The sequence below is a fragment of the Nocardioides dokdonensis FR1436 genome, assembly GCF_001653335.1.
Taxonomy (GTDB): Bacteria; Actinomycetota; Actinomycetes; order Propionibacteriales; family Nocardioidaceae; genus Nocardioides; species Nocardioides dokdonensis.
In genome coordinates, this window is the sequence record NZ_CP015079.1 from 3,925,041 (window position 1) to 3,944,135 (window position 19,095).

Consider the following 19,095-nt stretch of genomic DNA (forward strand, 5'->3'; position numbering starts at 1 on the left):
TCCCCCACCTCAGACGACCTCGACGCCCTTGAAGCTCTTCTTGCCTTTGCGCAGCACCAGCCAACTGCCGCCCACCAGGTCTGCGCGGGACGGCACGTGCTCGGGGTCCTCGACGCGCACGTTGTTGATGTAGGCGCCGCCCTCCGCGACCGTCCGCCGGGCGTCGCCCTTGCTCTTCGCCAGCCCGGTCTCCACGAGGAGGTCGACCGCCGTCGGCAGCGACTCGGCGCCCTCGACCCGCAGCACGCCCGCCTGCCTCAGCGCCGCGCCCAGGGTCTCGGGGCTCAGCCCGTGCATGTCACCGCCACCGAAGAGCGCGGCCGAGGCGGCCTGGATGCGCGCCGTCTCGTCGGCGCCGTGCACCAGCGAGGTCACGTGCTCGGCCAGGACCTTCTGGCCGGTGCGCAGGAACGGCTTCTCCGAGTGCGAGGTCTCGATCTCCTCGATCTCGCTGCGGCTGAGGAAGGTGAAGACCCGGAGCAGCTCCCCGATCTTCTCGTCCTCGACGTTGAGCCAGAACTGGAAGAAGGAGTAGGGCGAGAGCATCTCGGGGTCCAGCCAGAGCGCTCCCCCCTCGGTCTTGCCGTACTTGGTGCCGTCGGCCTTGGTCAGCAGCGGCGTCGCGAAGGCATGCGCCTTGCCCCCGTCGGCGCGCCGGATCAGCTCGACACCGGCAGTGAGGTTGCCCCACTGGTCGGAGCCGCCGAACTGCAGGGTGACCCCGCGGTCGCGGTAGAGGCTGAGGAAGTCGAAGGACTGCAGCAGCACGTAGGAGAACTCGGTGTAGCTGATGCCGCTCTCGAGCCGCTTGCGCACCACGTCGCGCGCCAGCATCCGGTTGACCGGGAAGTGCTTGCCGACGTCGCGCAGGAAGTCGAGCGCCGAGACGCCCTGGGTCCAGTCCAGGTTGTTGACCATCCGGGCGGCGTTCGGGCCCTCGAAGCTCAGGAACGGCTCCACCTGGGCCCGGACGCGTCCCACCCACTCGGCCACGGTGTCCGCCGAGTTCATCGTGCGCTCCCCGGAGTCACGGGGGTCGCCGATCATGCCCGTGGCGCCGCCCACCAGCGCGTGCGGGGTGTGCCCTGCTTCCTGCAGGCGCCGCGCCGTCAGCACCTGGACGAGATGTCCCATGTGGAGACTGGGCGCGGTGGGGTCGAACCCGACGTAGAACCGCACGCTCTCCGAGCCGAGCGCGGCACGCAGCGCGTCGCGGTCCGTCGAGTGCGCGATGAGGCCGCGCCACTCGAGGTCGTCGAAGAGGGTCTGGTCGATGCTCACGTCGCTGCCTTCCGGGCACGCGGGGTCCGGACACGGGGTCCGACGGTCGGCGCCCAGCCTGCCTCATGGCGTCGTGGCCCAGCCAGGCGGTTCCCGCCGTCACCTGACCCCGGTGGCGCAGGAGACACCGCGTACGGCGCCTATCCTCGGGCGCATGGAGTGCGAGCAGGCGTGATCGCGGGCAGGTACACCCTCGAGCGGGAGATCGGGCGCGGCGGCATGGGGGCCGTCTGGCTCGGCCGCGACGAGATCCTCGGGCGCGCCGTGGCGATCAAGCGCCTGGGAGCGGTTCCCGGCCAGGACCCCGACGCCCGCGAGCGGGCCGAGCGGGCTGAGCGCGAGGCACGGTTGGCGGCCCGCCTGAGCCACCCCCACGTCGTGGCCGTCTACGACCTCGTCGAGGACGGCGACCAGCAGTACCTGGTGATGGAGCACGTCGACGGCACCAACCTCTCGGGCTACCTGCGTGCCGAGGGGCCGTTGTCCCCGGACCGTGCGGCCCGGATGCTCGGTCAGGCGGCCGACGCCCTGGCGGCCGCGCACCACGACGGCATCGTGCACCGGGACGTGAAGCCGTCGAACATGCTGGTCACGGCGGACGGGCAGGTGAAGCTCTCCGACTTCGGCATCGCCCGCTCCGACGCGGACCCCTCATTGACCCGGACCGGGCTGGTCACCGGGTCACCGGCCTACCTGGCTCCCGAGGTCGCGTCCGGCTCGACCGCCACCGCGCGCAGCGACGTGTGGTCGCTGGGTGCCTCCCTCTTCCACGCCTTGGCCGGCCACCCGCCGTACGAGGTGGGCGACAACGTGCTGGGTGCGCTGTACCGGATCGTGCACGAGGACCCGCCGCGCCTCGACGACCCGGGCTGGCTCGGACCGCTGCTCGAGGCCACCATGTGCCGCGACCCGGAGCAGCGCTGGGACATGGCCACGGTGCGCGACGTGCTGCTGAGCGGGCCGGCGCACGCGGCAGCGGGTGCCGACAGCACCCAGGTCCTCGAGCGCGTGCAGGACGCGCCGGCCCTCACCACCGCCGGCGTCCCGACGGTGATCCCGACGGCGGTCGGGACCGGGCGCTCCCAGCCCCCGCCCGCCGACCCGGCCGGACCGGGCAGGGACCGACGCCGGCTCCTCGTGCCGGTGCTGCTCGCTGTCTCCGCTGCGGTGGTGCTCGTCGTGATCGCCCTGGTCGTCGGGGTCGGGCGCGACGCCGGGACGGACCCCGAGGCCGGGGCGACTCCCACCGCCAGGCCCTCCGAGACGACCGAGCCCGAGCCGGATCCCGGACCGAGCGCCGAGGACATCGAGCAGTTCGCGGCCGACTACGTGCGCACCGCCGTCGCCGACCCCTCCCAGGGCTTCGCCCTGCTGACGCCCGCCTACCAGCGCGCCAGCGGTCGGCTCGAGGGGTACACCGGCTTCTGGGGCAGCGTGCAGGAGATCCGGGACTTCCAGATGGTCGAGGCGGACCCCGAGGCCGGCACGGCGACCTACACCTACACCTACCGCCGCGACGGCCGCTCGGTCACGGAGACCGTGGAGCTGACCCTGCAGCCGCAGGCCGGGGGCGGGTTCCTCATCTCGGGCGCCCGGACGGTGTGAGCCCGCACGAGCCGCGTCCTCTGCCCAGCGCCGGCCCGGTCATCGCGCGGTTCGTCCGCCTGGGACCACCGACCGTTCTATCGTGGGGCCGGGACGGGGAGGTGGGATGAAGCCGCAGGATCTGTACCGCGACATCGTCGAGCTCGCCCCGAACGGGATCTGGGTCATCGATCTCGACGGTCGCACCCTCTACGCGAACGCCGCCATGGCGCGCCTCTACGGCGTCGACCACGACGAGATGCAGCACGTGCCGATGCAGGACTCGCTCGACGAGGTGGGGCGCGGCCAGCTGGAGCAGCACCTCGCCGAGGTCCGCGCGGGGCACCTGAACACGAGTACGGTCGAGGTCCAGCTGGTACGCCGCGACGCGAGCGTCCTGTGGGTGCTGGTCCGCGAGAGCCTCCTCCACGACGCGGAGGGCAGCCTGACCGCGCTGCTGATGACGTTCGACGACTACACCGAGCGCCGCGAGACGGTGCAGGCGCTCGAGGAGAGCCAGCACCGCCTGCGCGAGGCCCAGCAGATCGCGCAGATCGGCAGCTGGACCTGGGACCTCGAGACCGACGAGATGACGGGCTCCGAGCAGCTGGACGTGCTGTTCGCGGTCAACTCGACCACCGCGCCCTGGACCTTCGAGGGGTTCCTCGGGCGGGTGCATCCCGAGGAGCGCGACCTGGTCCGGGACCTGGTGCTCCGGGGCATCGGGTCGGGAGAAGGTTTCGACCTCACCGCACGGGTGCAGGTCGAGGGCGTCCACCGCTGGGCCCGGGCCCGCGGGGTGCTGAGCCAGGAGGGCTCCCGCCGCTGCCTGACCGGGACCCTGCAGGACGTCACCGAGACCAAGACGACCGAGATCGCGCTCGCCGACCAGGCCGCCCAGAACAACCTGATGCAGACCGTGGCGAGCGCGGCCAACGACGCGTCCTCCTTCGACGAGCTCCTGCGCCAGGCCCGCCACCTCGTCCTGCTGCACGACGACTGGGAGCGGGCCCGCGCCTTCGTCGTGGCCGACGACGACGTGCAGCCCCTCTACGTCGACGAGGCGAGCGCCGCCGAGGACCGTGCCGCTCCCGGGTTGGCCTCGTCCGAGCTGGCCCTGGCCCGGACCGTGCTCGAGGAGCGGACGGCGGTCTGGGACGAGGCCCGCCTGACCATCGCCTTCCCGGTGCTGCTGAAGGACGAGGTCTGGGCGGTGCTGACCATCACCTCGGCACCGCCGTTGTTCCGCCACGACATGATCGAGCAGATGGCCGCGCACGTCGGCGACCAGATGTCGCGTGTCGCCTGGCGCCAGCGCACCCTCGCGGACCTCGCCGAGGCCCGCGACCAGGCGATGGAGGCCTCCCGGCAGAAGTCGGAGTTCCTGGCCACGATGAGCCACGAGATCCGCACCCCGCTCAACGGGGTCATCGGGCTCAACGACCTGCTGATCCGCACCGCGCTGACCACCGAGCAGCAACGCCTCGCCGCGGGCGTGCAGGTCGCCAGCCGGGCCCTGCTGGGGGTCATCAACGACATCCTGGACTTCTCCAAGATCGAGGCCGGGCGCCTCGAGCTGGAGGTGCTCGACTTCGAGGTCCGCCCCGTCCTGGACCAGGTCGTGGGCGTGCTCGCGGGATCGGCGCGTGCCAAGGGCGTCGAGCTCTCCCTGTCCTGCGCCGCCGAGGTGCCGCGGGTGGTCGCCGGCGACCCGACGAAGCTGGCGCAGGTCCTGACGAACCTCGTCTCCAACGCGGTGAAGTTCACCGAGCACGGCCGCGTCGACGTGGAGGCGAGCACCGGGGCCCCTGACCCGTCCCTTGACCCCGACGACACCGTCCTGGTGGTGTCGGTCACCGACACCGGGATCGGGATCCCTCCGGAGAAGCGCGCCGGGCTCTTCGACCCCTTCACCCAGGCCGATGCCTCGACCACCCGGGTGTACGGCGGCACCGGGCTGGGGCTGGCCATCTCGCACGAGATCGTCAAGGCCCTCGGGGGGCGGCTCGAGCACACGCCCAACCCCCGGGGCGGAGCCGTCTTCACCGTCACCGTCCCCCTGGGCGCCCCCAGCGGCGAGGTCGTCGACGCCGGGGACGAGCGGGCCCGCGAGCTGCTGGCCGGGCGCCGGCTCCTCGTCGTCGACGACAACCCCGACAACCGGCTCATCCTCGTCGAGCAGCTCGGGTGGTGGGGGCTGAACCCCGACAGCGCCGCCTCGGTGACGGAGGCGCTCGCCGCCGTCGACGCGGCGACGCGGCGGGGAGCGGCGTACGACGCGGTGCTGCTGGACATGGCGATGCCCGAGCGCGACGGGCTCGACCTGGCGCGCACCCTGCGCGCCGACCCCGCCCACGACGCCACCGCCCTGCTGATGCTGACCTCGATGACCCATCTCGAGGGGGCCGAGCTCCGCCGCGCCGGGCTCGACGACTGCCTGGTGAAGCCGGTGCTGTCCGGGGTGCTGCGCGGGGCGCTCCTCCAGCACCTCTCCGAGGCGCCCGACACCTCCACCGCCGACGTGGTGGCGCCTTCCGAGACCCGGCACCGGGTGCTGGTCGTCGAGGACAACCCCGTGAACCAGATGGTCGCCGCCGGGCTCCTGGAGCACCTCGGCTACGAGCACGGGACCGTCGACGACGGCCAGGCCGCCGTGGAGGCGGTGGCGCGCGGCGGCTGGGACGCAGTGCTGATGGACGTCCAGATGCCCGTGCTCGACGGGTACGAGGCGACCCGGCGGATCCGGACCGCGGAGGTCGACGGAGCGCGGCTGCCGATCATCGCGATGACCGCCGCCGCCATCGAGGGCGAGCGGGAGCGGTGCAGCCGGGCCGGCATGGACGACTACCTCACCAAGCCCGTCGACCCGGCAGCGCTCGCCGCGACCCTGGCCAGGTGGCTCGACGGCCCCACGACCCACCTGGCACCCGCCCGCGCGGGCACCGACCCCGAGAGGACACCCATGAGCGACCCCGGCACGGAGCAGGGCGCCACCCCGCCCACCGACGACCCCGCCACGGCGGGCCTCGACCTGGACCGGCTCGAGATGCTGCGCGAGATCGACGAGGACAACACCGACTACCTCGACCGGGCCATCGGCAACTTCATGCGCAACTCCGTGGAGGGGCTGCGCACGATGACCGAGAACATCGAGGCCGGTGACGCAGCAGCGCTGCGCCAGTCGTCGCACAAGCTCGCCGGCGGCGCGCTCAACCTCGGCGTGACCTACGCCGGCGAGGCGGTCCGGGCCATCGAGCTGGTCTCGGACTCCGGCTCCGTCGAAGGGGCCGCCGCGCTGCTCCCCGCGGCCGAGGAGGCCCTCGACCGCGGCCGGACCGCGCTGGGCGCCTACCAGGAGTGGTACCGGGGCCTGCACGGCTGAGGGGACCCTCAGCCGACCGGGTCGGCCGCGTCCCCCACGTCGGGCTCTCCGGCTTCGAGCTCGTCGAGGTCCGCACCCGTGTAGGCGCAGGAGTTCTCGGTGTTGCGGGCCCGGTCGGGGTCGGCCTTGCGCACCGAGCGCTCGGGCGGATCCAAGGCCTTGGCGACGGTGGCCCGCACGAAGTCGTAGTCGGGGTCGCCCGAGGAGAACCGCTCCGAGGGCTTGAAGACCACCGAGCGGACCTTGGCGTCCTTCATCTCCAGGCCCAGCTCGACGAACGCCGGCAGCAGGGAGCGCGGGATGTCGGTGGTCACGATGTCCATGCCTGCCTCGGCGAGGTCGGTGTAGCGGCGCAGCAGCGTCATCGGGTCGGCGGCGTCGATGATCGCGTCGACCGCGCAGCGCTGCCGCTCCATGCGCCGGTAGTCGTCCGAGCCGTAGCGCCCGCGTGCGTACCAGAGGGCGTGGAAGCCGTCGAGCTCCTGGTCCGGGCCGGGCTCGATCCAGCCGGTGGGCGGGATCCCGGCGTCGGTGTTGCCGTTGATCGCGACCGGCTCGTTGACGTTGACGGTGATCCCGCCGATGGCGTCCACGACCTGCTCGAAGCCCCGCAGGTTCACCAGCACGTAGTAGTCGACGTCGAGGCCCAGCGAGCCGCCGACGGCCTGCTTGAGCGCGTCGGCCCCCTCGTCGGAGCTGTCCCCGAGCACGCCGGGGTGCAGGGCCGGCACCTGGCCGTAGACGGCGTTCAGCATGTACGCCGCCGGGTCGCCACCGCCGGTGAAGCCGTCAGGGTAGAGCGCGTGCAGCGGGCTGTCCTCGGGGAACTGGGCGTACATCAGGTTCCGCGGCAGCGAGAACATCACGGTCTTGCCGGTGGCGGTCTCGATGCTGGCCAGGATCAGGCTGTCGGTGCGCACCCCCGTCCGGGTGTCCGACCCGTCTCCCCCGAGCAGCAGCAGGTTGACCCGGTCGCGGCCGCCCCAGGGGTCCGCCTCGGTCACGTCGCGCGGGATGGTCGCGCTGCGCGGCGCCTCCTCGAAGACCGTCTCGACGAGGTCGGCCTGCACGCTGGCGTAGCGCGCGGCCATCCCCAGCGGGGCACCGACCAGCACGACCAGGAGCACCACGAAGCCGTTGCCGGCAGCGGTGGCCCAGCGGGAGCGGCGTACGGGGCGGGCTTGGCGGTAGGTCAACCAGACCAGCACCGCCCAGACCAGCAGCCCGACGACGGCGAGGACTGCGAGCGTCTTGAGCCTGGTGGGGTCCAGCGCGAGGTCGAGGAGGGTGCGCAGGTCGGCGACGCCGCGGCTGAGGTACCCCACGACGTAGGCCAGCGCGCCGAGGGTGGGCAGCAGCACGACGAGGCCGAGGAGACGACGCCCGGTCCACACGAAGCCGGAGCCGGGCAGCACCGCACCCAGCAGCGTCACACCCAGCGTCCCGGGCAGGCCCTGGGCGCGGCGCCGCACCGGCAGCCGTCGACGTCGACGTCGACCGCGAACGCGGCGCCGACCCAGGCGCGGGGCCGGGAGGGGCGGCGCGTCGTCGGGCGGGCTCGAGTCGACCACGGGACCTCGTCGGATGGAGAAGTGCGGGCGCTGGGAAGGTACCAGCCGGCGCCGGGGGCTCGGGGACCTCGGCCCGCTCCGACCGTCGGGCCCGGCCTCACCCCGCGGGGTCCTGGGGAGGTGTCCGTGTCCTGGGTAGCGTCGTCGCCATGGAATCGAACGCACATGCGAACGACATCGACCAGGCCGAGGTGCTCGGCGCCGAGGCTCCCGACCCCAGCGGCGCGGAGAAGGACCCCCAGGACTGGGTGAGCGGCGACGAGCCCGCCACGGGTGCCCAGAAGAGCTACCTGGACACCCTCGCGCGCCGCGCGGGCGAGACGCTCTCCGCCGACCTGACCAAGGCCGAGGCCTCCCAGCACATCGACCGGCTCCAGGGTGACCAGGCGGACTGAGCGGCGCGGCGTACGCCGGCGCAGCGCGGCGCGCCGCAGGATGTGGCCATGACGCCGGAGCGCCCCGGGGACGGGAACCACGCCGACGACGCCGACCGCGCCCGCGGGAGCACCGACGGTCCGCTGGAGGACGAGCTCGAGGACGCTGTCGACCGCCAGCTCGACGAGGGCGTCCAGCGCCTGGGCCGCGGCGTCGTCGAGACCACGGTCACCGGGTTCTTCGGCGGCTCGGAGGTCGCGTTCGGCGTGCTCGCGATGGTCGCGGTCTACCACGAGACGGGCAGCCACCTGCTGGGCGGCCTCGCGTTCTCCCTCGGGTTCGTGGCGCTGCTCCTGGGGCACTCCGAGCTCTTCACCGAGGGCTTCCTGGTCCCCGTGGTCACCGTGGTGGCCAAGCGGGCCCGGATCCGGTCGCTGCTGCGCCTGTGGGGGTTGACGCTTGCGGGCAACCTCCTCGGCGGCTGGCTCATCATGTGGCTGGTCGTGCAGGCCTTCCCCGACCTGCACGGCGACCTGGTCGAGGCAGGTACGCACTTCGTGGAGGCCGGACTGTCCCTCGAGACCTTCTCGCTCGCCGTGCTGGCCGGCGCCGCGATCACGCTGCTGACGCGGATGCAGAGCGGCACCGACGAGATGACCGGCAAGATCGTCGCCGCCGTGGGCATCGGCTTCCTGCTCGCCGGGCTGCAGATGTTCCACTCGATCCTGGACTCGCTGCTGGCCTTCGGCGCGCTGCACACCGGCGACGCCGGGTTCGGGTACGTCGACTGGGCGCAGTGGTTCTCCTGGACCGTCGCCGGCAACATGGTCGGCGGCCTGGGCCTGGTCACCCTGCTGCGCCTGGTGCGCAGCCGGGAACGGTTCGCCCAGGAACGGCGGGACGCCACCGCCGAGGGGCGCTGAGGGCTATGCGGGCGTGGCCCGCACGCCGCCACCCGGCGTCACCTCGGCCTCGCCCGAGATCGCTGCTCGCAGGCTGGGGGTGGCCTGGAGGGCGATGATGTCGGCCGGCATCTCGATGCCGGCGTCGTCCAGGGCTGTCTTCACGGCCCGGATCGCAGCATCGACCGCCAGCACCACGTCGTGCTGGTCGGGGCCGCACCAGAAGCGGGCCTCGATGTCGACGGTCGAGACCCCCAGCTGGGTGACGACGGCGTCCGGCTGCGGGGTGTCCTCGAGCCGGGGCACCTGCTCGGTCAGGGCGGTGCGGATGACCCGGCACGCCTCGGCGGTGTCGTTCTCGTAGGCGATGCCCACCACGAAGGCCATCCTGCGGCTCGGGAAGTGCGTACGCACCGTGATGACGGCCTTGTAGACGTCCCGGTTGGGGATGAGCACCAGCTGGCCGTCGAAGGTCTTGAGCCGCGTCTCGCGGATCGTGATCGCCTGCACGGTGCCCGAGACCTCGCCGACGCTGATCTGGTCCCCGGAGCGGAACGGCTGGCGCAGGATCAGCAGCAGCCCGGAGAGCAGGTTCTCCAGGATGTCCTGGAAGGCGAAGCCGGCCGCCACCGAGAAGAAGCCGAGCCCGGCGAGCATGTTCACCGGCTTCACCGATGGGAAGACCACCACCAGCGCCGCCATCACGGCCAGCGAGAGCAGCAGCCAGCCGGCGAGCTTGCTCATCACGGCGGCGAAGCTGGGGGTCCGGCGCACCCGCAGGAGCCGGAACAGCACCCACCGCAGGCCCCTGGAGACCAGGTAGCCGACCACGACGACCGTGAGTGCGACCAGCACCCGCGGCCCGGCGTCGAGGAGCGCGTCGAGCAGGTCGGAGGCCTTGGTTCCCATGCGTCGCAGGGTAGCCGCGCCAGACGCCTGGAATTGCAGACTTCTTCATGTGCTGTAGAGTGCAATCCCGACGGAGAGAAGGCGTCTTGAGCAACGACATCCCCCTGTACCAGGCCAAGGCCGAGCTGTTCCGGACCCTGGGCCACCCCGCCCGCATCCGGGTGCTCGAGCTGCTCCAGGACGGCCCACGACCGGTCCACGAGCTCCTGAGCGAGATCGGGGTCGAGGCCTCGAGCCTCTCCCAGCAGCTCGCCGTCCTCCGGCGCGCCGGCCTGGTCCGCTCCTCCCGGGAGGGGTCCACCGTGCTGTACTCGCTCGCCACCGCCGACGTGGCCGGGCTGCTCCTCGCCGGACGCCGGATCCTGGCCGCCCTGTGGACCGACCAGCAGGAGATGCTGGTGGGTCTGCGCGACTCCTCCGCGTCCGGGTGAGCACCGCCTCGACCTCGCGCCTCTCCCCCGCGATCACCACCGCCGTCACGGCCGCGCGCCGCTCCTCGCAGCGGCTGCGCGCCCTGCTGCCCGGACGGGCCGACCTGGCCGCCGTCCGCCGCCACCCGCGCCAGGACCTGGTCGCCGGGCTCACGGTGGCGGTCGTGGCCCTGCCCCTGGCGCTCGCCTTCGGTGTCGCCTCGGGGCTCGGCGCCCAGGCCGGGCTGGCCACGGCCGTCGTCGCGGGCATCCTGGCCGCCGTCTTCGGAGGGTCCAACATCCAGGTCTCGGGACCCACCGGCGCGATGACGGTGGTGCTGGTCCCGGTCGTCGCCCAGCACGGCACGAGCGGCGTGCTGATGGTGGGGCTGCTCGCCGGCCTCGTGCTCGTCGCCCTGGCGCTCTCCGGGCTCGGCAGGTTCGTGCGCTACCTGCCGGTCTCCGTGGTCGAGGGGTTCACGGCCGGGATCGCGGTGGTGATCTCGCTGCAGCAGGTGCCGGCCGCGCTCGGGGTCGCCGACGCGACCGGCGACAAGGTGTGGGCGGTCGCCGCGGACGCCGTACGCCGCTTCGTCGAGCATCCCGCCCCCGCACCGCTGCTCGTCGCCCTGGGGGTCGCGGCCCTGATCCTGGCCGGTGGGCGCTGGCACCCCCGGGTGCCGTACTCGCTGGTCGCGATCACCCTCGCCACCGTGGTGGCGCGGCTGGGCGGGTGGGACCTCGTCACGCTCGGCCACCTGCCCTCCACGCTGCCAGCGCCCTCTCTCGGGTTCGTGGACCTCTCCGCCGTCGACACCCTGGCCACCGCCGCCCTGGCGATCGCGGCGCTCGCCGCGCTCGAGAGCCTGCTCTGCGCCACCGTGGCGGACGCCATGACCGTCAACGAGCGCCACGACCCCGACCGGGAGCTCTTCGGGCAGGGCGTGGCCAACATCGTGGCCCCGATGTTCGGCGGCATCCCCGCCACCGCAGCCATCGCCCGCACCGCGGTCAACGTGCGCGCGGGAGCCGGGTCGCGACTGGCCGCGGTCAGCCACGCACTGATCCTGCTGCTGCTCGTCTTCGTCGCGGCACCCCTCGTCTCCGCCATCCCGCTGGCGGCGCTGGCCGGGGTGCTCTTCGCGACCTGCGTGCGAATGGTCGAGGCGAGCTCGCTGCTGGCGCTGCTGCGCTCGACCCGCTCGGACGCCCTGATCGTGGTCCTGACCTTCACCGTGACGGTCGCCCTCGACCTGGTGACCGCGGTCGGAGTGGGTGTCGCGGTCGCTGTGGTGCTGGCGCTGCGCACCGTCGCGGCCAGTGCCCGCCTCGACGAGGTGGCGCTCGACGGGGACCTCGGCGACGACCACAGCGACGAGGAGCACGCCCTCCTGGCCGAGCACGTCGTCGTCTACCGCATCGACGGCCCGCTGTTCTTCGCCGCCGCCCACCGGCTGCTGCTCGAGCTGCCGGACCTGGTCGAGGTCGACGTCGTCATCATCCGGATGTCACGCGTGAGCAGCATGGACGCCACCGGCGCGCACGTGCTCGGCGACACCATCACCCGGCTCGAGCGTCGCGACATCGCCGTGCTGCTCTCCAGCCTGGCCCCCGAGCACGAAGAGGTCCTCACCTCGCTCGGCGTCGGCGGCCCGCTGCGCACCGCCGGGCGGATCCTGCCCGACACCCCGAGCGCCATCGCCGTCGCCCGCCGGCTCCTGGCGGCGAGCAGATGAGCCACGGGTGCTGGGTGGGGCGGGTGGGGCTCGAACCCACGACCCAAGGATTATGAGTCCTCTGCTCTGACCGACTGAGCTACCGCCCCTCGGGGAGGAGACTAACCGCGCGCGGACGCCGTACGGGCCGCGGGGCGGGCTCGCTCGCCCCCGGATCGGGGGGTGCGGGACGCGGCCGGGCGTGCCACTCTCGGCAGATGTCCTCCTCACGCCCCGAGCAGCCCGCACCCTTCGAACACCTCGACGAGACCTGGCAGCGGATGCTGTGCGTGGTCGCGCACCCCGACGACCTGGAGTTCGGCGCGGCCGCCGCGGTGGCGCGCTGGACCGGGCAGGGCAAGGAGGTGGCCTACTGCATGGTCACCAGCGGGGAGGCCGGCATCGACGCGCTGCACCCCGACGAGGCCCGTCCGCTGCGGGAGCGGGAGCAGATCGACAGCGCGCACGTCGTCGGCGTCGACGTCGTGGAGTTCCTCGGGCTGCCCGACGGGGTGCTGGAGGAGGGCGTGGCCCTGCGCCGGGTGATCGCCGAGGTCGTGCGCCGCCACCGGCCCGACGTGGTGCTGACCGGGAACTTCCGCGAGACCTGGGGTGGGCGCAACCTCAACCAGGCCGACCACATCGCCGTCGGCAGGGCCGTCGTCGACGCGGTCCGCGACGCCGGCAACCGGTGGGTCTTCCCCGAGCAGCTGACCGGGGCCCGCTCGGTGGGTGCGCTGGAGCCCTGGGGCGGGGTCCGCGAGGTCTGGGCCTTCGGCTCCCCGCAGGCCACGCACGCGGTCGACACCACCGAGACGTTCCGCGCCGGGGTCGCCTCCCTGGAGGCGCACCGTGCCTACATCGACGGGCTGGGCTGGAAGGACTTCGACGCCGCCGAGTTCCTCGAGGGCGGGGCCCGGGCGGCCGGGCAGCGCCTCGGCACCGCGATGGCGGCGCCCTTCGAGGTGTTCCCGATGGGCTGGGGCGAGTAGCGGCCCACAACGCCGGAAGGGCCCGCTCGCGACATCGTCGCGAGCGGGCCCTTCCGTTCTCTGCTCCCCCGGCTGGACTCGAACCAGCAACCCTCCGGTTAACAGCCGAATGCTCTGCCAGTTGAGCTACAGGGGATTGGTGCAGCGCGCACACATTAGCAAGGCCGCACCGGCGTGAGAAATCGAGGTCCTCAGGCGCCGTCGACCTGCTGCCGCGCCAGCGCGAGAGCCTCCCGCGCGACGTCCTGGACGACCGGGTCGTCGGGGTCGACACCCTCGTCGTACTCGTAGAACCAGCGCACCTCACCGGTGCCGGCCGGCGCCCGGCGGGCGACCACGCGCAGGCCGCGGCGCGGACCCAGCGCCACGTGGCGCTGGTAGACCACGCTGGCCGTGACCCGCTCGCGCACCAGCTCGAGGAGGCGACGGGCCTCCGCGAGGACGAGGTCGTGCTCGACGCGCTGCTCCCCCCAGGAGCCGACCTCGCTGACCCGCAGGGTGTCGGTCTCGGCGTCCCAGTCGGCCGCCTCGACCTGCTCCCAGGCGAGCCGGCGCACGGGCTCGTCGGGGCGTGCCAGGTAGAGCGCGTCGCGGGTGCCGCCGACGACGGTGTCACCGGACGACGCCCAGGCGAGCAGCCGCTCCCCCGGGGCGACGCCGAGGTCGGGGCGGCGGGGGCGACGGGGTCGTCCGCCGAGGCGGGGCGGCCTCATGCGCCGATCACCCGGTCCCGCAGCGCCCGGCGGTGCTGCTCGAGAGCCGCGAGCTCGCCGAACATCCGGTTGTAGGACTCGGGCTCCTCGACGGGGTTGGTGCGCTGCAGACGGGACTTGACCTCGGTGATCCGGCGGGCCGCCGTCAGCTCGAGCAGCCGCAGCACGTGGTGGCCGACGTACGCCGCGTCCGGCTGCTTGTCGGTCAGCAGCGGCTCGACGGCCAGCATCGACAGCGCCGCCAGCACGTCGGGGTCGGTGGCGGCGTCGCGCAGCCGGCCGGCCCAGCCGGCATCGCCCGCGCCGGCGGCCGGGCCGCCGGCTCCCGACACGACCTCCCACACCCCGCGGTAGGTCGGGTGCACGAAGTCGTCGGGGCCGATGTCGGCGGTGCTGCGCCCGATCGCCATCGGGTGCTGGACCACCAGCTTGAGCGTCTCGCGCTCCAGCTCGAAGCGGGGGTCGCGCAGGTCGGGCAGGGCCGGCCGCACGGGCGCCGCCGGCGGCTCCTCGGCCCCGGCCGGCACCGCCGAGCGGCGCACCGGGCGGGCGGTGTCCTTGGCGGGCCGGGCCGAGGCGCGCCGCACCTCGGCCAGCACCGTGTTGGTGTCGATGTCGGAGCCGACCATCTTGGAGATCTCCTGCGCGAACGCGGTGACCTTCGACTGGTCGCGCACCGACGCCACGATCGAGGCGGACTCGCGCACCGCGTCGATGCGCCCGTCGGCCCGGTCGAGGTCGTACTTCTCCACGATGTTGCCGAGCACGAAGCGGTACAGCGGCACCCGCCGGGCCACCAGCTCGCGCACCGCGGCGTCGCCCTGCTGGATGCGCAGGTCGCAGGGGTCGAGGCCGCCCGGCTCGACGGCGACGTAGGTCTGGGAGACGAAGTTCTGGTCGCCGCCGAAGGCGCGCAGCGCCGCCTTCTGGCCGGCGGCGTCGCCGTCGAAGGTGAAGATCACCTCGCCGCGGAACTCCTCGTGGTCGTTGAGGAAGCGGCGCAGCACCTTCGCGTGGTCGTCGCCGAACGCGGTGCCGCAGGTGGCCACGGCGGTGCCGACACCGGCGAGGTGGCAGGCCATCACGTCGGTGTAGCCCTCGACGATGACGGCCTGGCTGGAGCGCCCGATCTCGCGACGGGCCAGGTCGAGGCCGTAGAGCACCTGGCTCTTCTTGTAGATCGGCGTCTCGGAGGTGTTGAGGTACTTCGCGTCGATGCGGTCGTCGTCGAAGATCCGCCGCGCGCCGAAGCCGATGGTGTCGCCCGAGGCGTCCCGGATCGGCCACAGCAGCCGCCCGCGGAACCGGTCGTACGGCGACCGGCCCACCGCGACGAGCCCGCCGACGGTCAGCTCGTCGAGGGTGAACCCCTTCTGGCGCAGGTGCGTGAACAGGGCTTCGCCGTCGCGGGGCGCGAAGCCGATGCCGAAGGTCTGCGCCGCGGTCTGGTCGAAGCCGCGCTCGTCGAGGAACTGGCGGGCCACGAGGGCGTCCGGCGTGCCGAGCTGGTCGGCGTACCAGGCCTGCGCCTCCTTGTGCGCCTCCACCAGACGGCCGCGCTGCGGCCCCTTGGGGCCCTCGTAGGCGGCGTCGCTCTCGTCGCGCTGGAGCTGGACCCCGGACTTGTCGGCGAGCCGTTCGACGGCCTCGCCGAAGGACAGCCCGTCCATCTTCATCACGAAGCTGATGACGTCGCCGCCCTCCTGGCAGCCGAAGCAGTGGAAGAAGCCACGGGAGGGCGTGACGTGGAAGGAAGGGGACTTCTCGTCGTGGAAGGGGCACAACCCCTTCATGGAGCCGCCACCGGCGTTGCGCAGGGTCACGTACTGCGAGACGACCTCGTCGATCCGGGCCTTCTCGCGCACCTCGGCGATGCTCTGCTCGCGAATCCTGCCCACCACGTCGGCGATCCTACGGGCGGGGGCGCGGGCTCAGTACGCCCCGGTCATCTGGTTGTGGAGAGCCTCGCCCGCGGCGTACCTCTCGAGCTGGGCGCGCACCAGCCGGTGGGCGCGCGGCCACATCGCCGAGGTGGCCCCACCGACGTGCGGGGAGACCAGCAGCCCGGGGGCGTCCCAGAGCGGGTCGTCGGCCGGCAGCGGCTCGGTGTCGACGACGTCGACGGCCGCGAGGAGGCGGCCCGCGTGCAGCTCGGCGAGCAGGTCGGCGGCGACCACCACCGGCCCGCGGGCCATGTTGACCACCAGCGCGCCGTCCTTCATCCGGGCCAGCAGGCCGGCGTCGACCAGCCCCCGGGTCTCGTCGGTCAGCGGCACCACGAGGATCACGACGTCGGCGTCAGCGACCAGGTCGGGCAGCTCCTCGAAGCCGTGCACCGGGCCACGGTCGCCGTCGCGGGCGGTGCGGGCGGCCCGGGTCACCTCGCACTCGAAGGGCAGCAGCCGGTCCTCGATCGCCCGACCGATGGAGCCGTAGCCGACCAGGAGCACCTGCTTGTCGGCGAGCGCAGGGCGCCACCGGGTGTTCCAGCGGCGCTCGTCCTGGTCGCGCACCATGCCCGGCACGTCGCGCAGCGAGGCCAGCAGCAGCGTCAGCGTCAGCTCGGCGGTCGAGGTGTCGTGGATGCCGCGGCCGTTGCACAGCGTGACGCCCTGCGGCACCTGGGAGCGGACGTTGTCGACGCCGGCGCTGAGCACCTGCACGACCTCGAGCCCGCTCATCTGCGGCAGCACGTCGCCCACCGCGGGCCCCATGGCGTACGGCGCCACGTAGAAGGCCACGTCGGCCACCGAGTCGGGCACGTGCTCACGGGGATCCACGACCTCGTAGCGCAGCCCGGCAGGCACCTCCCCCAGCTCGGCGGGATCGAAGGGCAGCCACACCAGGGGGTCCAGCGAGTCGCTCATGGGGTGAGGCTAACCCGGGCCGGTCGCGGCGCCGGACCCGCGCAGGTGCTCCCAGCGCGCGACCGCGCTGGCGTCGGTGAGCGAGGCGACCTGGTCGACCACGACGCGCAGCCGCCCGGCGTCGTCGGCGGCCTCGTGCCAGTCGTCGGCGAAGGCCCGGTCGAGCCCGTCGGGGCCGCGCTCGACCAGCAGGGAGACCAGCTCGGCCATCAGCTCGCGCTGGCGCACCATCACCGCGATCCGGTCCTCGGCCTGCATGACGTAGTGCGCGGCGACACCCTTGAGCACCGCGATCTCCAGCCGGGTCCGCTCGGGCACGACGAGGTCGGCGCGGTAGCGCACGAAGGGCCCGTCGGCGGCCGCGAAGGTCGCCGCCTGCACGTCGCCGCAGAACCGGCCGATCAGGTCGCTGGTCAAGTTCTTCAGCGCCGCGAGGCTGCGCCGCGAGGCGTCGTACGACGTCACCGGCCAGGACCCGATCGTGCGCAGGCCCGCGAGGACCTCGTCGAGCAGGTCGTCGTCGGCCTCGGGGACGTACCACGCGCGCACCGTGGCCCACACGGCCGCGGTGTCGAGCCGGGTCAGGTCCACGCGCCCGGCCACGGTGCCGTCCTCGACGTCGTGCACCGAGTAGGCGACGTCGTCGGCGAGGTCCATCACCTGCGCCTCGAGGCAGCGACGGGTCCCGCCGCCGGGCACCCGGTCGCGCAGCCAGTCGAAGACGACGAGGTCGTCGGGGTAGACCCCGAACTTGTGCACCTCGCGCGGCGAGCCGTCGGCGTGCACCCCGCTGGGCAGCTCGGCCTCGGGGCGCGCCCAGGGGTACTTGGTGCAGGCGTCGAGGGTGGCCCGGGTCAGGTTCAGCCCGACCGAACGGCCGTCGGCGTCGACCGACTTGGCCTCCAGCCGGGTCAGCAGCCGCAGCGTCTGCGCGTTGCCCTCGAAGCCACCGCAGTCGCCGCTGAGCTCGGCCAGCACCCGCTCGCCGTTGTGCCCGAACGGCGGGTGGCCCAGGTCGTGGGCCAGCGCGGCGGTCTCGGCGATGTCGGGCAGGCTGCCCAGGGCCCGGGACAGGTCACGGGCCACCTGGGCGACCTCGAGGCTGTGCGTGAGCCGGTTGCGGACGAAGTCGTCGCTCTGCGGACCGACCACCTGGGTCTTGGCCGCCAGGCGGCGCGAGGCCGCGGCGTGCACCACGCGGGCCCGGTCGCGCTCGAACGGCGTGCGCTCCGGGGCGTCGACCCGCTTCGGGGGTTCGGGCACGAGGCGCTCGCGCGCGTGGTCGTCGTACAGGCTCGAGGGGTCCATGGCTTGACCAACCCTAGACTCGCGCCGTGCAGCAGCCCCTCGGTGGACCCGACCCCGCGACCTGGGACGCGCTGGCGCTGCGCGCCCGCAACCTCTTCGCGACCCACGCCTGGGCCAGCACCTGGTGGGCGGAGTACGCCGACGGCGCGACCCCGCACGTGCTCGCCGACGACCCCGTGGCGCCGCGGGTGCTGCTGCCGCTGCACGCGCGCGGACGACTGCTGCGCCAGGTCCGCTGGATCGGGCACGGACCCGCCGACCTGCTCGGCCCCGTGTGCGACCCCGCCGACCTGTCCCTCGCCGCTCCCCTGCTCCGCTCGGCCCTCGAGAGCGGTGACCTGCCCGCCGACGTGGTGCTGCTCCAGGACTGCCCCCTCGACCGGGCCTGGTGGGAGCCGCTGGACGCGCGCCCGATCAGCACCGAGGTCAGCCCGGTGCTGCGCTTCGAGGAGGGCCGGACCTGGTCGGACTGGCTGGCGGGCAAGTCCAAGAACTTCCGGGGGCAGGTCAACCGCAAGCCCCGCACCCTCGAGCGTGACCACGAGGTCACGGTGCGCCTGGCCACCGCCAAGACCCTGGAGCAGGACCTCGCCGACCTGTTCGCGCTGCACGCCGCGCGCTGGGAGGGCGACAGCCCGCTGCTCGACCCCCGCCAGCACCGGTTCACCGCCGCGTTCGCCGCGCTCGCGCTGGAGCGCGGCTGGTTGCGCCTGTGGTCCCTGGACGTCAACGGCCGGTGCGTGTCCTCGCTGCTGACCTTCGCCTTCGGACCCGACGTCTACTGCTACCAGTTCGGGCGCGACCCGGAGATGGATCGTGAGTCGGTGGGCTTCGTGCTGCTCGTGCACGCGGTGCGCGACGCGCTGGAGTCGGGCGCCCGCGAGTTCCGCTTCCTGCGCGGCAACGAGGACTACAAGTACCGCTTCGCCGACGCTGACGCCCCGGTCGGGACCTGGGCGGTGCCCCGCGGGGTGCGGGGAAGGGCCGCGGTCTCCCTGGCGGCCCGGCGCCGGGCGGCCGGTTCGGTCGCCGGAACTCCCTGACCGGCCCTGCTTGTTGGCCTTCTCCAGCACTTGATGGGTGTTG

Annotated in this window: 15 protein-coding genes and 2 tRNA genes; 8 read left to right on the forward strand and 9 right to left on the reverse strand. The window is 73.3% G+C overall.

The genetic code is table 11. The features are described from left to right. Window positions 1-9 precede the first annotated feature (9 nt). Entirely contained in the window at window positions 10-1,281 is a 1,272-nt protein-coding gene (gene tyrS, locus I601_RS18470; protein WP_084527822.1) for a tyrosine--tRNA ligase, read from the reverse strand. A 171-nt stretch (window positions 1,282-1,452) separates the two neighbouring features. On the opposite strand from tyrS, the gene I601_RS18475 reads away from it, so the two are divergent. Together I601_RS18475 and I601_RS21905 are read left to right on the forward strand one after the other, a co-directional pair. Next, window positions 1,453-2,886 (forward strand): serine/threonine-protein kinase, encoded by a 1,434-nt coding sequence (locus I601_RS18475; protein ID WP_068113031.1) that lies wholly within the window; start codon window positions 1,453-1,455, stop codon window positions 2,884-2,886. 106 nt (window positions 2,887-2,992) lie between these two features. Next, on the forward strand, window positions 2,993-6,247 hold the full coding sequence (locus I601_RS21905) for a response regulator (protein WP_068113034.1): 3,255 nt from the start codon (window positions 2,993-2,995) through the stop codon (window positions 6,245-6,247). Window positions 6,248-6,255: 8 nt separating this feature from the next. On the opposite strand, the gene I601_RS18485 is transcribed toward I601_RS21905, so the two are convergent. Next, a complete protein-coding gene (locus I601_RS18485; RefSeq protein ID WP_068113037.1) occupies window positions 6,256-7,818 on the reverse strand; it encodes an LCP family protein in 1,563 nt (520 codons plus the stop codon). A gap of 149 nt (window positions 7,819-7,967) precedes the next feature. Between I601_RS18485 and I601_RS18490 the strand changes: the two genes are divergently transcribed. Continuing rightward, window positions 7,968-8,213, forward strand: a complete 246-nt coding sequence (locus tag I601_RS18490; RefSeq protein WP_068113040.1) for a DUF3072 domain-containing protein — start codon at window positions 7,968-7,970, stop codon at window positions 8,211-8,213. A 48-nt stretch (window positions 8,214-8,261) separates the two neighbouring features. Further along, window positions 8,262-9,116, forward strand: a complete 855-nt coding sequence (locus tag I601_RS18495; RefSeq protein ID WP_068113042.1) for a formate/nitrite transporter family protein — start codon at window positions 8,262-8,264, stop codon at window positions 9,114-9,116. Window positions 9,117-9,119: 3 nt separating this feature from the next. On the opposite strand, the gene I601_RS18500 is transcribed toward I601_RS18495, so the two are convergent. After that, complete coding sequence (locus I601_RS18500; protein WP_068113046.1) at window positions 9,120-10,004, reverse strand: mechanosensitive ion channel family protein; 885 nt, start codon at window positions 10,002-10,004, stop codon at window positions 9,120-9,122. 86 nt (window positions 10,005-10,090) lie between these two features. Between I601_RS18500 and I601_RS18505 the strand changes: the two genes are divergently transcribed. Together I601_RS18505 and I601_RS18510 are read left to right on the forward strand one after the other, a co-directional pair. Next, complete coding sequence (locus tag I601_RS18505; protein ID WP_237089469.1) at window positions 10,091-10,435, forward strand: ArsR/SmtB family transcription factor; 345 nt, start codon at window positions 10,091-10,093, stop codon at window positions 10,433-10,435. After that, on the forward strand, window positions 10,432-12,150 hold the full coding sequence (locus I601_RS18510; RefSeq protein WP_084527824.1) for a SulP family inorganic anion transporter: 1,719 nt from the start codon (window positions 10,432-10,434) through the stop codon (window positions 12,148-12,150). The genes I601_RS18505 and I601_RS18510 overlap by 4 nt, the downstream gene beginning before the upstream one ends. Before the next feature lie 15 nt (window positions 12,151-12,165). Here I601_RS18510 and I601_RS18515 read toward each other — a convergent pair. Beyond that, window positions 12,166-12,239, reverse strand: a tRNA-Ile gene (locus I601_RS18515). Window positions 12,240-12,347: 108 nt separating this feature from the next. Here I601_RS18515 and I601_RS18520 point away from each other — a divergent pair. Then, window positions 12,348-13,121, forward strand: a complete 774-nt coding sequence (locus I601_RS18520) for a PIG-L deacetylase family protein (protein ID WP_068113051.1) — start codon at window positions 12,348-12,350, stop codon at window positions 13,119-13,121. A gap of 63 nt (window positions 13,122-13,184) precedes the next feature. Here I601_RS18520 and I601_RS18525 read toward each other — a convergent pair. The 5 genes from I601_RS18525 to I601_RS18545 form a co-directional block, all read right to left on the reverse strand. Then, window positions 13,185-13,257, reverse strand: a tRNA-Asn gene (locus tag I601_RS18525). Window positions 13,258-13,312: 55 nt separating this feature from the next. Beyond that, window positions 13,313-13,834, reverse strand: a complete 522-nt coding sequence (locus I601_RS18530) for a hypothetical protein (RefSeq protein WP_068113055.1) — start codon at window positions 13,832-13,834, stop codon at window positions 13,313-13,315. After that, window positions 13,831-15,735 (reverse strand): DNA primase, encoded by a 1,905-nt coding sequence (gene dnaG / locus I601_RS18535; RefSeq protein WP_068113057.1) that lies wholly within the window; start codon window positions 15,733-15,735, stop codon window positions 13,831-13,833. Before dnaG ends, I601_RS18530 begins: the two co-directional genes overlap by 4 nt. A gap of 30 nt (window positions 15,736-15,765) precedes the next feature. Then, window positions 15,766-16,701, reverse strand: coding sequence for a 2-hydroxyacid dehydrogenase (locus tag I601_RS18540; protein WP_068113060.1), 936 nt, complete (start codon window positions 16,699-16,701; stop codon window positions 15,766-15,768). 9 nt (window positions 16,702-16,710) lie between these two features. Further along, complete coding sequence (locus tag I601_RS18545) at window positions 16,711-18,009, reverse strand: deoxyguanosinetriphosphate triphosphohydrolase (RefSeq protein WP_068113062.1); 1,299 nt, start codon at window positions 18,007-18,009, stop codon at window positions 16,711-16,713. Between the two features lie 26 nt (window positions 18,010-18,035). On the opposite strand from I601_RS18545, the gene I601_RS18550 reads away from it, so the two are divergent. Then, window positions 18,036-19,052 carry a GNAT family N-acetyltransferase gene (locus I601_RS18550; RefSeq protein WP_068113065.1) on the forward strand — a complete coding sequence of 339 codons (1,017 nt, stop codon included), beginning with the start codon at window positions 18,036-18,038 and terminating at the stop codon, window positions 19,050-19,052. Window positions 19,053-19,095 lie beyond the last annotated feature (43 nt).

Excerpts from the sequence above, each read along its gene's own strand:
- I601_RS21905 (WP_068113034.1), top strand. The coding sequence starts at position 2,993 with ATGAAGCCGCAGGATCTGTACCGCGACATCGTCGAGCTCGCCCCGAAC.
- I601_RS18490 (WP_068113040.1), top strand. The coding sequence starts at position 7,968 with ATGGAATCGAACGCACATGCGAACGACATCGACCAGGCCGAGGTGCTC.
- I601_RS18495 (WP_068113042.1), top strand. The coding sequence starts at position 8,262 with ATGACGCCGGAGCGCCCCGGGGACGGGAACCACGCCGACGACGCCGAC.
- I601_RS18500 (WP_068113046.1), bottom strand. The coding sequence starts at position 10,004 with ATGGGAACCAAGGCCTCCGACCTGCTCGACGCGCTCCTCGACGCCGGG.
- I601_RS18520 (WP_068113051.1), top strand. The coding sequence starts at position 12,348 with ATGTCCTCCTCACGCCCCGAGCAGCCCGCACCCTTCGAACACCTCGAC.
- I601_RS18530 (WP_068113055.1), bottom strand. The coding sequence starts at position 13,834 with ATGAGGCCGCCCCGCCTCGGCGGACGACCCCGTCGCCCCCGCCGCCCC.
- I601_RS18540 (WP_068113060.1), bottom strand. The coding sequence starts at position 16,701 with ATGAGCGACTCGCTGGACCCCCTGGTGTGGCTGCCCTTCGATCCCGCC.
- I601_RS18545 (WP_068113062.1), bottom strand. The coding sequence starts at position 18,009 with ATGGACCCCTCGAGCCTGTACGACGACCACGCGCGCGAGCGCCTCGTG.